This window comes from Nocardiopsis sp. KDC1DS13DA1 (genome assembly GCF_055632325.1).
This window is the reverse complement of record NZ_JBVMUY010000015.1, coordinates 122,978-137,460: the sequence shown is the minus strand read 5'-3', so window position 1 is coordinate 137,460 and position 14,483 is coordinate 122,978. Positions and strand designations below refer to the sequence as shown.

General features: G+C 72.6%; 13 protein-coding genes. 9 read left to right on the top strand and 4 right to left on the bottom strand.

What is annotated here, in order from left to right:
• Positions 1 to 150 precede the first annotated feature (150 nt).
• Positions 151 to 2,187, top strand: coding sequence for a S9 family peptidase (locus ACTVAJ_RS10965; RefSeq protein WP_470387998.1), 2,037 nt, complete (start codon positions 151 to 153; stop codon positions 2,185 to 2,187).
• 50 nt (positions 2,188 to 2,237) lie between these two features.
• Positions 2,238 to 3,050 carry an inositol monophosphatase family protein gene (locus ACTVAJ_RS10960; protein WP_470387997.1) on the top strand — a complete coding sequence of 271 codons (813 nt, stop codon included), beginning with the start codon at positions 2,238 to 2,240 and terminating at the stop codon, positions 3,048 to 3,050.
• A 133-nt stretch (positions 3,051 to 3,183) separates the two neighbouring features.
• Here ACTVAJ_RS10960 and ACTVAJ_RS10955 read toward each other — a convergent pair whose 3' ends face one another.
• The gene (locus ACTVAJ_RS10955) at positions 3,184 to 3,348 is read right to left on the bottom strand and encodes a hypothetical protein (RefSeq protein WP_017598337.1); all 165 of its coding nucleotides are present in this window, start codon (positions 3,346 to 3,348) and stop codon (positions 3,184 to 3,186) included.
• Positions 3,349 to 3,952: 604 nt separating this feature from the next.
• On the opposite strand from ACTVAJ_RS10955, the gene ACTVAJ_RS10950 reads away from it, so the two are divergent.
• The 3 genes from ACTVAJ_RS10950 to ACTVAJ_RS10940 all read left to right on the top strand — a co-directional run bounded on the left by ACTVAJ_RS10950 (position 3,953) and on the right by ACTVAJ_RS10940 (position 6,604).
• On the top strand, positions 3,953 to 4,606 hold the full coding sequence (locus ACTVAJ_RS10950) for a response regulator transcription factor (RefSeq protein ID WP_470387996.1): 654 nt from the start codon (positions 3,953 to 3,955) through the stop codon (positions 4,604 to 4,606).
• A complete protein-coding gene (locus ACTVAJ_RS10945) occupies positions 4,603 to 5,853 on the top strand; it encodes a sensor histidine kinase (protein WP_470387995.1) in 1,251 nt (416 codons plus the stop codon). The genes ACTVAJ_RS10950 and ACTVAJ_RS10945 overlap by 4 nt, the downstream gene beginning before the upstream one ends.
• A gap of 454 nt (positions 5,854 to 6,307) precedes the next feature.
• Entirely contained in the window at positions 6,308 to 6,604 is a 297-nt protein-coding gene (locus ACTVAJ_RS10940) for a DUF4193 domain-containing protein (RefSeq protein WP_017598334.1), read from the top strand.
• A 212-nt stretch (positions 6,605 to 6,816) separates the two neighbouring features.
• Here ACTVAJ_RS10940 and ACTVAJ_RS10935 read toward each other — a convergent pair whose 3' ends face one another.
• Complete coding sequence (locus ACTVAJ_RS10935; protein ID WP_470387994.1) at positions 6,817 to 7,095, bottom strand: DUF4235 domain-containing protein; 279 nt, start codon at positions 7,093 to 7,095, stop codon at positions 6,817 to 6,819.
• Between the two features lie 180 nt (positions 7,096 to 7,275).
• Here ACTVAJ_RS10935 and valS point away from each other — a divergent pair, with 180 nt between their 5' ends.
• The 4 genes from valS (at position 7,276) to ACTVAJ_RS10915 (ending at position 12,111) form a co-directional block, all read left to right on the top strand.
• Entirely contained in the window at positions 7,276 to 9,852 is a 2,577-nt protein-coding gene (gene valS, locus ACTVAJ_RS10930) for a valine--tRNA ligase (RefSeq protein WP_470387993.1), read from the top strand.
• 102 nt (positions 9,853 to 9,954) lie between these two features.
• Positions 9,955 to 10,431, top strand: a complete 477-nt coding sequence (gene dut / locus ACTVAJ_RS10925; protein ID WP_470387992.1) for a dUTP diphosphatase — start codon at positions 9,955 to 9,957, stop codon at positions 10,429 to 10,431.
• Between the two features lie 56 nt (positions 10,432 to 10,487).
• Complete coding sequence (locus tag ACTVAJ_RS10920; RefSeq protein ID WP_470387991.1) at positions 10,488 to 11,321, top strand: DUF3710 domain-containing protein; 834 nt, start codon at positions 10,488 to 10,490, stop codon at positions 11,319 to 11,321.
• A gap of 49 nt (positions 11,322 to 11,370) precedes the next feature.
• Entirely contained in the window at positions 11,371 to 12,111 is a 741-nt protein-coding gene (locus ACTVAJ_RS10915) for a PIG-L deacetylase family protein (protein WP_470387990.1), read from the top strand.
• A gap of 22 nt (positions 12,112 to 12,133) precedes the next feature.
• Here ACTVAJ_RS10915 and ACTVAJ_RS10910 read toward each other — a convergent pair whose 3' ends face one another.
• Positions 12,134 to 13,258 carry a serpin family protein gene (locus tag ACTVAJ_RS10910; RefSeq protein WP_470387989.1) on the bottom strand — a complete coding sequence of 375 codons (1,125 nt, stop codon included), beginning with the start codon at positions 13,256 to 13,258 and terminating at the stop codon, positions 12,134 to 12,136.
• Positions 13,259 to 13,284: 26 nt separating this feature from the next.
• The gene (locus ACTVAJ_RS10905) at positions 13,285 to 14,388 is read right to left on the bottom strand and encodes a serpin family protein (protein ID WP_470387988.1); all 1,104 of its coding nucleotides are present in this window, start codon (positions 14,386 to 14,388) and stop codon (positions 13,285 to 13,287) included.
• Positions 14,389 to 14,483 lie beyond the last annotated feature (95 nt).

Here is a 14,483-nt window from a genome sequence, read left to right as displayed (position 1 = left end):
CGCCGCACGGCCCCCGTTCTCCGCGACCCCGGCGGCATCCGGGCCGCGATCCCCTGGGGGAGCGCTCCGGCGGCCGCCCCAGCGGTCGCCGGGGAGGCGCCCGATAGGGTCACCTCCAGACCACAAGTCGACGGTTCAGGAGGATTCGCCTTGGTTCGTTCCTGGTATGAACTACCGGAGTACGTCCGTCTCCGCCGTGTCAACGGGCTGCGCCTCTCCCCGGACGGCACCCGCCTCGTGGCGCCCGTCAGCGGGCTCGCCCCCGACGGCACGTCCTTGCGCAGCGCCCTGTGGGAGATCGACGCCGTCCCCGGGTCCGAGGGCGGGAGCGCTCCCCGACGGTTGACCCGCTCCGCCGGGGGCGAGAGCACCGCCGCCTTCCTCCCCGACGGATCGGTCCTGTTCACCTCCGGCCGCCCCGACCCCGACACCGCCTCCGACGACACCCCCGGCGCCGCGCTGTGGCTGCTGCCCGCCGGGGGCGGTGAGGCCCGCCAGGTCGCCTCCCGCCCCGGCGGCGTCTCCTCCTTCACCGTCGCCCGCGACTCCGGCCTGGTCGCCTTCACCAGCGACGTCCACCCCGGCGCCGAGACCGCCGAGGCCGACCGGGAGGCGCGCAAGGCCCGGGAGGAGGCGGGGGTCACCGCGATCCTCCACGAGGCCCTGCCCGTCCGCTACTGGGACGGCGACATCGGCCCGGACCACCCGCGCCACCTGGTCGCCGCACCGCCCGCCGACGACGAGTCGGGCCTGGGCGAGCACCGGGACCTGACCCCCGACGCCGGGACGGCCCTGGTGACCGTCTCCAGCGAGCTCACCCCCGACGGCTCCGCCCTCGTCACCGGATGGCAGGTCCCCACAGGGAGGGGGAACGACCGCACCGACGCCGTCGTCGTCGACACCGCCACCGGCGAGCGCCGCACCCTGGCCAGCGACCCCGACCGCGACTTCGACGGACCGCGGGTCTCCCCGGACGGGCGCCACGTCCTCCTCGCGCGCGGATCGGCGGGCACCTACGACGGCGAACCCCGCGACCTCACGCTCTGGCTGGTCGACCTCGCCACGGGCGAGGGCCGCGACCTGCTGCCCGACCACGAACTCTGGCCGCGCGACTACGCGTGGGCGGCCGACTCCCGGACCGTCTTCCTCGTCGCCGACCAGAACGGCCGCAGGCCGGTCTTCCGCCTCGACCTGGACACCGGGGCCCTCACCCGCCTCACCGGCGACCACGGCGCCTACAGCGCACTCAACCCCTCGCCCGACGGCCGCCACGTCTTCGCGCTGCGCGACGCCTGGGACGCCCCGCCCGCGCCCGTGCGCCTGGACGCCGCCGCCACCGACGGCGCGCCCACGCCGCTGCGCACGCCCGGCTCCGAGCTGACCATGCCCGGCACCCTGACCGAGATCGAGACCACGGCCGACGACGGTGCGCGGATCCGTGCCTGGCTCGTCCTGCCGGAGGAGGCGTCGGCCGAGTCCCCCGCCCCGCTGATGCTCTGGGTGCACGGCGGTCCCTACATGAGCTTCAACGGCTGGTCCTGGCGCTGGAACCCGTGGCTGCTCGCCGCGCGCGGTTACGCGGTCCTGCTGCCGGACCCCGCCCTGTCCACCGGGTACGGCCAGGACATGCTGCGCCGCGCCTGGGGGGCGTGGGGACCGCGCACGCACGCCGACGTCATGGCCATCACCGACGCCGCCGAGGCGCGCGAGGACGTCGACGCCGACCGCACCGCCATGATGGGCGGCTCCTTCGGCGGATACATGGCCAACTGGATCGCCGGACACACCGACCGGTTCCGGGCCATCGTCTCGCACGCCTCACTGTGGGCGCTGGACGGCTTCAGCTGCACCACCGACCACCCCGCGGTGTGGGAGAGGGAGTTCGGGACCCCGCTCGCCCGGCCCGACCGCTACACGCTGAACTCGCCGCACCTGCACGCCGACCGCATCCGCACACCCATGCTCGTCATCCACGGGGACAAGGACTACCGCGTGCCCATCGCGGAGGGGATGCGGCTGTGGCGCGACCTGCTCCTGCACGAGGTGGACGCCAAGTTCCTCTACTTCCCGGACGAGAACCACTGGATCCTCAAGCCCGGCAACTCCCGGATCTGGTACGAGACGATCTTCGCCTTCCTGGACCACCACGTCCACGGCAAGGAGTGGACCAGGCCGGAACTCCTGTAGTCCTCGTCCTCGACGCACACCGCCCGCGACCCACGAACGGGGGACCACACGTGAGTACCACCCACCACCCGCCGGACCCGGAGGAGCTGCGCGCGCTCGCCGTGCGCGTGGCCGTCGAGGCCGGGGAGCTCGCCGCCCGGGGGCAGGCGGGGATCACCGTGCTCGACACCAAGTCCAGCCCCACCGACGTCGTCACCAAGATGGACCGGGCCGCGGAGGAGCTGATCCGCACGCGACTGCTGGCGGCCCGCCCGGACGACGCGGTCCTGGGCGAGGAGGGCGGCGGGGTCGACGGCACCAGCGGTGTGCGGTGGATCGTCGATCCGATCGACGGGACGGTCAACTACCTGTACGGCAGCCCCGACTGGGCGGTGGCGATCGCGGCCGAGGTCGACGGCCGGGTCGTCGCCGCGGCCGTGAACGTGCCCTCGCGCGGGGAGATGTTCGAGGCGGCCCTGGGGCACGGGTCCCGCCGCAACGGTGCGGCGCTGCGTGCCCCGGACGCGGTGCCGCTGGACCGGGCCCTGGTCGCCACCGGCTTCGGGTACGCCTCCGAGCGGCGCGCCCAGCAGGCGCGGGTCCTGCTGGAGGTGCTTCCCCGGGTCCGCGACATCCGGCGCTGCGGTGCGGCCGCCGTGGACCTGACCGGTCTGGCGACCGGTCGTACCGACGCCTACTACGAGCGCGGGCTCAACCCCTGGGACTGGGCCGCGCCCGGCCTGGTCGCCAGTGAGGCGGGCGTGCGCGTGGGCGGCGCCGCGGGCGGGCCGCCCAGCGGCGATCTGGTGATCGCGGCGCGGCCCGAGCTGTACGAGGAGCTCGACCGTCTGCTGGCCCCCCTGGGCGCCGACACGGACGGCTGAGAGTGCCGGGCGCGAGGGCGCCGGCCTCCCGCGGCCCGGGTGACACACGAGGGGCGGGGCGGACCACAGGTCCACCCCGCCCCGGGTACGCGGCCCCTACCGGGGGATCCGGATCAGGGCCGTCGACCCCGCGTCAGCAGCGGGTGTCGATGCCGTTGCGAGCCGCGATCCGGTACAGGTCCTCCAGCTCCGACGCGTGCGTGTCGGCGAGGAAGTCGTCCCCGGCGGCCTGCGCCGAGCGGAGCGACCGGGAGGTCTCGTTGATCCGGACCTTGATCTCTGCGAGGAACTCGCCCATGACACCTCTTTCAGGGGTCGGCACCAGGGCATGGGGATGCCCTGGTGGAAAGCCGTCAGCGCACGACAACGTGTGCCCGCGCGATGCGTTGGCGCCACATCGGTGTGACGCGTGCCCGTCGCGGTCCGGCCCGGGGGGCCGGTGTCCACGCGTGCGTCTATTACCCCTACCGCACCGTGATCCAAACCAAACCACCACCCCCGGTTTCCCTTCCCCGGCGGCCGGATCCCGGACGCGGCCCGGGGCCGGGTGTCACATGACACATTTCCCGTGGACGTCCGATGCTTACTTGTTTCTTATTCTTGATGTGTCAGATTCGAGATGTGCGGGGTTGGGCCGCCGCCGACGGTTGGGGGATTCGTCGGCGGCGGCTCCCCGTGCGAAGCAGGGGAGCAATGCTCCCGGCCCAGCGCCCGTGTCCCCACGGGGCGGGGAGAGCGGTTCTCCGTGGCGGAGTCCACGGCGGGTTTACCGGCTCCTTACCCCGGATGTGGGAGAACGGATGACGCGGCCGGGACCAAGAACGCCGCTGCCGGTGTGTTGGGGGATGCGCCGGCAGCGGCCCCTCTTCTTTTCCCACGCAACAGAGGTCGAGAAGGTCAACGTGCGCGTACTCGTGGTCGAAGACGAACGGGTCCTGGCCGACACCGTGGCGGTCGGGCTCCGGCGCGAGTCGATGGCGGTCGACGTGGTCTATGACGGCGACACCGCCCTGGAGTACGTCGCGGTCAACGACTACGACGTGGTCGTCCTCGACCGCGACCTCCCCGGGACCCACGGCGACGACGTCGCCCGCTCACTGGTCGGCGACAGCTACACCGGCCGCATCCTCATGCTCACCGCGTCCGGCGGTGTGCAGGACAAGGTGGACGGGCTGACCCTCGGCGCCGACGACTACCTGGCCAAGCCCTTCGCCTTCGCCGAACTCGTCGCCCGCGTGCACGCCCTGGGCCGCCGCGCGGTCCCGCCGCTGCCGCCCGTCCTGGAACGGCACGGCATCACGCTCGACCCCGCCAACCACCGGGTCCGCCGGGACGGCCGGGAGCTGTCGCTCACGCCCAAGGAGTTCGCCGTCCTCCAGGTGCTCATGCGCGCCCGGGGCACGGTGGTCAGCGCGGAGGGTCTGCTGGAGAAGGCATGGGACGAGAACGCCGACCCGTTCACCAACGTCGTCAGGGTCACGGTGATGACCCTGCGCAAGAAGCTCGGTGACCCGCCGGTCATCCAGACCGTCCCCGGCGCGGGGTACCGGCTGTGAGACCCGCGGAGCGACCGGAGCCGGGGCAGGTGGAGCCCACCCGCCCGGGCGACACCGGCACGTGGCGCAGGCTCAACACCGTCGCCCCCTCCGGTGCGGGCGCGGAGCGCTCCGCCGCCGCCGAGCGGGTGCACCGCTTCACGGACAACCTCAGCCTGCGCTCGCGGCTCACCCTCATCTACGGGATGCTGTTCTTCGCCGCGGGCTCGGTTCTGGTCCTGGTCAACTACCTCATCGTCACGGTCCTGCTCAACGCCCTCCTGGCCGAGGACAGCGCCTCGGAGCTGGCCATGCAGAGCTACCTCATCGAGGAGGTGCTCACCCACGTCACGCGGTTCTCCCTGCTGGCCCTGTTCCTGGTGGGGCTGCTCGCGGTGGCCCTCGGGTACGCGGTGGCCGGCCGGGCCCTCTCCCCGCTCCAGAAGATCACCCGTATCGCCCGTCGGCTGTCCGAGCGCTCCCTGCACGAACGGATCGCCCTCTCCGGCCCGGACGACGAGATCCGCGAACTCGCCGACACCTTCGACGGGATGCTGGAACGGCTCGACCGGGCCTTCGACGGCCAGCGCCGGTTCGTCGCCAACGCCTCGCACGAGCTGCGCACCCCGCTGGCGATCAACCGGACACTCCTGGAGGTGGCGCTCAGCGCCCCCGACGTCTCCGCCGACCTCAAGAGCGTCGGGCAGACCCTGCTGGAGACCAACGCGCGGCACGAACGCCTCATCGACGGCCTCCTCTTCCTGGCCAAGAGCGACCGTGAACTGGAGTCGCGCACCCGGGTCGACCTCGGCGAGGTCGCGGAGACGGTGCTCAGCCAGTTGGCCGGCGACCTGTCCGAATCCGGCCTCCAGCTGCGTCTGGACCTGCGCCCCGCGCTCGTGGAGGGTGACCCCGTCCTCCTGGAGCGGCTCGTGGGCAACCTCGTGGAGAACGCCCTCAAGTACAACGTCAGGGAGGGTGAGATCACCGTCCGCAGCGGCATGTACGAGGGCAGGCCCGCGATCCAGGTGGAGAACTCGGGCAAGGTGATCCCCGCCTACGAGATCGAGGGCCTCTTCGAGCCGTTCCGCCGCGGTTCCGGCGACCGGGTCGGATCGGGGCGCAGCGCCGGTCTCGGGTTGTCCATCGTCCGGTCCGTGGTGCGCGCGCACGACGGTGTCGTGACCGCCTGGCCGCGCGCGGGCGGCGGACTCGTCGTCACCGTGTGCCTGCCGGTTCCCCCCGCTGAGGTGGCCGACCGCCGCTGAGGGCCGCACCCGAGCTGCGCACGGCCACGCTTCGTGGTATCTATACGTGTCCGAAGACACGCCCACCCCTGTCACGAGCGCCGACTCCGGGTGGGTATGCTTCCCCGGGCGTGGACACGGAGGGAATCCCTCCTGACGTGGGCATGTCTTGGTTCTTGCCCGTCGGTGGGGGAGTGTTCCGCGCTCGTCCTCGATGGGCGGAAGCAGGGTTTTCAGGTCTATCGGGGACCCCGACGCTGGGTAGTACACGGGGAACCGGCCGACGCGCGGCCGCCGTGGCCGCCTTCGGTCACGATCCCACGGAGGTGCTGCTGACCTGTGGACGGTGACCCGGGAGGGGGCACGGTTCGCCGGGGTCGGAGAAACTCATCGGCCGAACCGGGCACAACGAAGGTCTCTCAAGCGTTACACCCGCGCGACGAGGCACTGAACGAGGGGGATGGAGTTAGCACAGATGGCCACCGACTACGACAGCCCGCGCAAGACTGACGAGGAAATCAACGAGGACAGTCTCCAGGAGTTGCAGGCGCGGCGCGCGGACAAGAGCGCCGGGCCGATCGACGCCGACCCCGACGAGGTCGCCGAAGGTCTGGAGCTGCCCGGCGCGGACCTGTCCGGCGAGGAGCTCGCGGTCCGCGTCCTCCCACGCCAGTCCGACGAGTTCACCTGCGCGCGGTGCTTCCTGGTGCACCACCGCAGCCAGCTCGCCGAACAGCGTGACAGGCAGCTGATCTGCAAGGAGTGCGTCTGACCGGACGGGGCGGGCCACCGTCCCCGTCCGTGGCGCCGCCGTCCCCGGCCCCGGGGCCCGCGCGGCGGTGCTGGCGGCGTGCACGGCGGTGGACGGCCGACCACACGCGAGGAGCGTGCGGTGGGCCGTCCACCGCGTGCGTGTTCGCCTCGGGCCCCGGCTTGGCTCCGGCCCGTGTCCGGGCGCCCCGGGGCACCCTCAGGGGAGCGCGGTCAGGCCTCGATCTCGTCGCGGTCGGAGCGGTACAGCCCCTTGCGCGCGGTGCGCACGGCCAGTACCCGGGCGACCTCCACGCCGACACCGGCCACCACGGCCCATCCCAGCGCGCGGCCGAGGCCGACCTCGGGTGACTCCAGGTCCGTCGGAGGCTCCTCTCCGGTCGCCCGGGTCCAGGCGAAGGTCAGGGCTTTGCGGGTGACGTACTCCGCGGCGAACCCCGCCACGAATCCGAGCAGAGCGGGGGCGAGTTCACCGCCGTCCTTCTTGGCCATATCGTCTCGTTCACCGTTTCCGTTGGGCTGCCAAGACGCGCGGGAGGCGCGCCGTATCCGTACGGGGATCCTTTCACGGACGCCCCGTGACCCGATGATACCCCGGTGGGGTATTGATCTCCTTGTGGGAGACGCGAAAAAGCGGAACGATCACGGTCGGCGGCGGACTACCATTGCCCCATGACCAACCGCTCTCATTCCTTCCGCATGCCCGACAAGCCTTCGCTGGACGGTATCGAGGCGAAGTGGGTCGACGTATGGGATGAGTCCGGCGTCTACCACTTCGACCGCACCCGCAGTCGCGAGGACGTCTACTCCATCGACACCCCTCCGCCGACCGTCTCGGGTTCGCTGCACATCGGCCACGTGTTCTCCTACACGCACACCGACACCGTCGCCCGCTTCCAGCGGATGAACGGCAAGGCCGTCTTCTACCCGATGGGCTGGGACGACAACGGCCTGCCCACCGAACGCCGCGTCCAGAACTACTACGGCGTCCGCTGTGACCCGTCGATCCCCTACGACGCGGACTTCCAGCCCCCGGAGAAGCCCAACCCCAAGCGGCAGGTCCCCATCTCCCGCCGCAACTTCATCGAGCTGTGCGACCGGCTCACCGAAGAGGACGAGAAGGTCTTCGAGTCGATCTGGCGCCGCCTCGGACTCAGCGTCGACTGGCGGCACACCTACGCCACCATCGACGACAACTCCCGCGCCGCCGCCCAGCGCGCCTTCCTGCGCAACCTGGCCCGCGGTGAGGCCTACATGGCCGAGGCGCCCACGCTGTGGGACGTCACCTTCCGCACCGCCGTCGCCCAGGCCGAGCTGGAGGACCGGGAGCGTCCCAGCGCCTATCACAAGCTCGCCTTCCACAAGCCCGACGGGGAACCGGTCCACATCGAGACCACCCGCCCCGAACTGCTCGCGGCCTGCGTCGCCCTGGTCGCCCACCCCGACGACGAGCGCTACCAGAACCTGTTCGGCACCACCGTGCGCACGCCGGTCTTCGGCGTCGAGGTCCCGGTCCGTCCGCATCGCCTCGCCGACCCCGAGAAGGGGTCCGGCATCGCGATGATCTGCACCTTCGGTGACATCACCGACGTCACCTGGTGGCGCGAGCTCCAGCTGGAGACCCGCCCCGTCATCGGCTGGGACGGCCGCATCATGGCCGACCCGCCCAAGGGCCTGGAGTCCCCGGAGGGCCGCGAGGCCTACGCCACGCTCGTCGGAGCCACCGTGCACACCGCGCGCGAGCGCATGGTCGAGCTCCTGCGCGCCAGCGGTGACCTGATCGGCGAGCCCAGCCCGATCACCCACCCGGTGAAGTTCTACGAGAAGGGCGACAAGCCCCTGGAGATCGTCACCACCCGCCAGTGGTACATCCGCAACGGCGGTCGTGACGAGGAACTGCGCGAACAGCTCATCCAGCGCGGCCGGGAGCTCGTCTGGCACCCCGAGCACATGCGCTCGCGGTACGAGAACTGGGTCGGCGGCCTCAACGGCGACTGGCTGATCAGCCGCCAGCGCTTCTTCGGCGTGCCCTTCCCCGTCTGGTATCCGCTCGACGCCGAGGGCAACCCGCGCTACGACGAGCCGATCGTCCCGGGGGAGGCACAGCTGCCCGTCGACCCCAGCTCGCAGACGCCCGAGGGGTACACCGAGGACCAGCGCGGCCAGGCGGGCGGTTTCATCGGCGACCCCGACGTGATGGACACCTGGGCGACCTCCTCCCTGTCGCCGCAGATCGCCTCCGGCTGGGAACGCGACCCCGACCTGTTCGAGCGCGTCTTCCCGATGGACTTCCGCCCCCAGGGCCAGGACATCATCCGCACCTGGCTGTTCTCCACGGTCGTGCGCGCCCACTTCGAGAACGGCACCCTGCCCTGGAGCACCACCGGCATCTCCGGCTGGATCCTGGACCCGGACCGCAAGAAGATGTCCAAGTCCAAGGGCAACGTCGTCACCCCGATCGCCCTGCTGGAGAAGTACAGCTCCGACGCGGTCCGGTACTGGGCGGCCAGCGGCCGTCTGGGCACCGACACCGCGATGGACGAGGGCCAGATGAAGGTCGGCCGGCGGCTGTCCATCAAGATCCTCAACGCCAGCAAGTTCGTCATGTCGGTCGCGGGCGAGGGCGCCGCCACCGACCCGGCCGCGGTCACCGAGCCCCTGGACCGGGCGATGCTGGCCGCCCTGGCGGACGTGGTGGAGGACGCCACCGCCGCCTTCGCCGCCTACGACCACACCCGGGCGTTGGAGCGCACCGAGCGCTTCTTCTGGGACTTCTGCGACGACTACCTGGAACTGGTCAAGGCCCGCGCCTACGACACCGAGTCGCCCGAGGGCGCCTCGGCGCGCGCCGCCCTGCTCACCGCCCTGGGCGCCCTGCACCGGTTGTTCGCGCCCTTCGTCCCCTTCGTCACCGAAGAGGTCTGGAGCTGGTGGCAGGACGGGTCGGTGCACACCCAGCCCTGGCCGGACGCCGCCGAGTACCGCGCCGCCGCCGCCGACGGCGACCCGGCCGTGCTGGCCGCCACCGCCGAGGTCCTGCGTGCGGTGCGCAAGGCCAAGTCCGAGGCCAAGCTGTCCATGCGCGCGGAGGTCGAGCGCGTCCGGGTGTCGGGCAAGCAGGTCGAGTCGGCCCGCGCGGCCAGCGCTGACATCGCCGCGGCGGGCCGCGCCGCGGGGATCGACTTCGAGGCCACCGACGAGGCCGAGCTCACCGTCGAGGTGACGCTGCCGGAGCCGACCGAGGGCTGATCCCGTGCCGCCCCCGTCCGGCCTCCGGGCGGGGGCGCCACCTCACGCGCCGGTGCCGTCGGACACCGGCCCCGCCTCCCGGGGGCGATAGGCTCAGCGGTTGTGAGTACCTCATCCCTGGAAGGCGGTCGGATCCCGATCACGGTCCGCCGCCTGGACCCCGGACTTCCCCTGCCCGAGTACGCGCATCCCGGTGACGCGGGTGCCGACCTGTACACCGCCGTCGACGTCGAACTCGCGCCGGGGGAGCGGGCCACGGTCCCCACCGGCCTGGCGATCGCCCTTCCCGACGGGCTCGCCGCCTTCGTGCACCCGCGCTCGGGTCTGGCGGCCCGTTGCGGGGTGACCATAGTCAACGCGCCGGGCACCGTCGACGCGGGGTACCGCGGCGAGATCAGGGTGACACTCATCAACACCGACCGGGAGACCCCCGTGCGGCTGTCCCGTGGCGACCGCATCGCGCAGCTGGTCATCCAGCGCGTGGAACGGGTCGGGTTCGTCGAGGCGGACTCCCTGCCCGAGTCGGTGCGCGGCACGGGCGGTTTCGGTTCGACCGGGGGCCACGCCGCGCTGCGGTGACGGTGCCCCGACACCCCGGTGCGACCCGGGATCAACGGAAGCGGAGAGGTGAGGGCGTGTTTGGACGCCGCCGTAAGAAGCGGGACGACCAGGCCGGCAGAGGCGCGCAGACCGGGGCGCAGTCCCGGAGGACGGGCGCCGCGGGAGAGGTCTCCTTCGACAACGAGGTCGAGCCAGCCAAGCCGACCGAGCAGATCGTCAAGGAGGCCGACCAGTACCGTGCCACCGGCCCGTGGGACTCCACCGAGCAGGTCCCCGAGGCCCGTCGGATGGACCTGGGCAGCATCCGGCTGCCGATGGAGCAGGGCACCGAGATCCAGGTGAACGTCGCCCAGGACGCCCAGGGCAAGCAGAAGATCATCGGTGTGACCCTGGTCCGGGGCAAGACCGCGCTCCAGGTGCAGCCCTTCGCCGCCCCCAAGTCCTCCGGGCTGTGGGACGAGATGCGCGCGGAACTGCGTGAGCAGGTCACCAAGCAGGGCGGCAAGGCCGAGGAGCACGACGGAACCTTCGGCCCCGAGCTCCAGGCGGTCATCCCGGTCAAGGGCAAGACGACCGAGGACGGCAGGCAGCTGGGCCAGCGCGTGCGGTTCATCGGTGTGGACGGTCCGCGCTGGGTACTGCGTGGCGTGATCCGCGGCGAGGGCGCCGCCAGACCCGAGGTGATGGCCGAGGCCGAGCAGCTGTTCGCCAACATCGTCGTGGTCCGCGGCGACCAGCCGGTGCCGCCCAGCGAACTGCTGGAGATCACCGTGCCCAAACAGCTCCAGGAGCAGATGGCCGCCGCCGTCAAGGCCCGCGCGGCCCAGCGCGGCAACGCCGGGAGTTCCCCGAACGGCTCCGCGCCCGGAGGCCAGACGGGACAGGTGCCCGGCGGCGCCGGTTCCTGAGCACCCCGCTTCGGTGTGCCGGGGAGGCGTGCGCTCTAGGCTGAGGGCCATGACGGACATGAACGAGAGCAGCGCCCCCCGGCCGCTTCCCGAGGACTGGAACCGCGCCCTGGCGGTGGTCGCCCACCCCGACGACCTGGAGTTCGGGGTCTCGTCGGCACTCGCCCGCTGGACCGGCCAGGGCAAGAGCGTGGTCGAGCTCATGGTCACCCGAGGCGAGGCGGGTATCGACAGCCTCCACCCGCAGGAGTGCGGCCCCCTGCGCATGGCCGAACAGCGCGCCTCCGCGGCCGCCGTGGGCGCCGAGACGGTGGAGTTCCTCGACTTCGCCGACGGTGCCCTGGAGTACGGCCTGCCGCTGCGCCGAGCGCTCGCCGACGCGATCCGGCGGCACCGCCCGGACGTCATCGTCTCCATCAACTTCCGCGAGGCCTTCCCGGGCGGTACGTCCTTCAACCACGCCGACCACCGGGTGCTCGGCCCCGCCCTGCTGGACGCCGTGCGCGACGCCGCCAACCGGTGGGTGTTCACCGACCAGCTCGGCGACGGCGTCGAACCGTGGTCCGGGGTGCGCTTCGTGGCCTTCGGCGCCTCGCCGACGCCGACGCACTACGTGGAGCTGGGCGAGGCCGACCTGGCCGCGGGGATCGCCTCCCTGGACGCGCACGAGGTGTACCTGGCCAACCTCGACGGCTTCGACCAGAGGTCCTTCCTGTCCAGCGCCGCCGCCGAGGCGGGCGGTCGGGTCGGGGCGGCGCTGGCCACCGAGTTCGAGGTCTTCGACGCCTGACCCTTCCGGACCCGCCGGCCGCTCAGGACGCGGCGGGTCCGGGGTCCTCGGGGTCGGTGACGCGGCCCAGGAAGAGGATCGCCCCGCCGCGCCGCAGGACGAACACGAACGGCCGGTCCGCGGTGAACTCCACGGACGGGGGCGGTGCGGCCGGGGCGCCCGAGGGAGCCGCCACGGCCGTGGCCGCCGCGGCCTCGGCGCCCCTCTCGTCGACGCTGATCACCGACCGGTGCAGGATCGACCGCGCCTCGACCGGCCGCTCGCTCAAGCCGTCCAGCTCGACCCCCACCCGGTGGAGGGTGAGCTCGGCCAGTGCGTCGAGGACCTCGGCTGTGGATTCCGCCCCGAACCGGGGGAGGGCCAGCTCGACGTGCCGGGGGCGCGCGCTCGCGTGCAGCGCCCGGTAGGCGTCGGGGGACAGGGCGGGTGGATCGCCGTCCGCGCCGTCGGGCAGCAGCACGTCCAGGACCAGACCGTGCTCGCCCGGCAGGCTCACCATGTTCCACCCGGCGGCCTCGGCGTGGGGCAGGAACTCGTCGGCATGCATCATCGGTGTCCTCCGGTCACCGCCGGGAGCACGGAAGGGGCGGGGACGGGTCCGCCCGGCGTCGAAGGGGACCGACCACGACACCCTCACCCACAGCGTGTTGACCAGGGTCAGCAGGGTCCGCCCGGTGACGCCTCCCGGGGGCATCAGCTCGCGGACGAGCCCCCGGGTGGCCTTCTCGACGTCGTCGTTGATCCGTTGCCGCGCTGCCTCGGGGTCGGCGGCGAAGTCCGTGAACAGCAGCGCCGCGTTCGCCCGGTCGCGCAGCCGGGCCTCGAACCCCGGCCGCACCGGCACGTCCTCGGCCACGTACAGGGTGTTGGTGGCGAGCAGGTCGAGACCGTCCCCGGGTGCCACCGCCCCGTCCAGGACGCGCAGGTGCCGGGTGAACACGACGTCCGCAGGCGGCGCCGTGTCGGGGTCGTCGACCATCAGGCTCCGCAACTCGTCGCGGGCTCCGCCCTCGGAAGCCAGGGCGAGCAGGGTCAGCGCGGTGCCCACCGAGTACGGCGACCACACGTGGGAGCGGCCGGGACGGGTCAGCGCCCAGTCCATGGCGAGGGCGAACCACGCGTGGCCGGGTTCGACGGGGGAGTGCATGAGTGCTCCGTAGGGGGTGGGGACGGTCAGGTGGCGGGGCCGGGGTCGGCGGGGTCGGTGACGCGGCCCAGGAAGAGGATCGCCTCGCCGCGCCGCAGGACGAACACGAACGGCCGGTCCACGGTGAAGGGGACCGGCTCGGGGGCGACCGCCGTCGACATCAGCATCATCACGGCGGTGGCCGCGGCGCCCTCGGCGCCCTTCTCGTCGACCCGGAGCACCGACTGGTGCAGGATCCGGTCCACCCTGAGCGGCTCCGGGCTGATCCCGTCGAACCGGGCGTCGGCGGTGGCGAGCTCGGTGACGCCCAGCTCGGCCAGGGGATCCAGGAGCGGGGTGTCGGTCTCCACCGAGAAGCGCGGCAGGGCCAGCCGCACCTCGCGGAGGCGGCGGGCCCGGTACAGGTCGGCCAGCGCCGCCGCGTCCGGTCCGGGCGGCGCGGACGCGGGGTCCTCGGGCAGCAGCACGTCCAGGGTCAGTCCGTGGTCGCCCTCCAGGCCGACCATGCGCCACCCGGCCGCCTCGGCGTGGGGCATGTCCCTCCGGCAGTGCATGGTGGGGACCTCGCGGGTGCCGCCGGGGGCGTGGAAGGGGCGGGGGCGCGTGGCGTGCGCCTCGAAGGGCTCGGTCCACACCATCCGCACCCACAGAGCGTTGACCAGGAGCATCCGTACGGCAGCGGAGACCGAACCCGGGGCCAGCAGTTCGGGGATCAGGCCCCGGGTCACCTCCGACACGCGGCCGTTGACCCGCTGGCGCACCGCCTCGGGTTCGCGGGCGAAGTCGGCCCCCTCCACCTCGACACCGGGACGTTCCCGGACCCGGGCCGTGAACTCGGGACGGATCCGGAGGCCGTCGGGCACGTACAGGCCGTTGAGGGCGGCCAGGTCCAGGCCGTCGGCGGCGGCCACCGCCTCGTCCAGCGCGGCCAGCTGCGCGGCCACGTCCGATCCGAGCAGCAGTTCCAGCTCGTCCCGGGTGCGACCGGCCGCCCCGGTGGCGAGCAGCCCCAGCACGGTGCCCACCGAGTGGGGCGACCACACGTGGGAGGCGTCCGGGTCGGTCAGGATCCGGTGCACCGCGGCGGCGAACTCCAGGTGGTCGGGTCTCGGCGGGACGGACAACCGCATGGGGGCTCCTCACGACGGGGACGACGGCGCCAGCGTACGGACTCCCGCCGACGATCGCCATGTGTGACACCGGGCACACGCCAAGGGCGGACGAA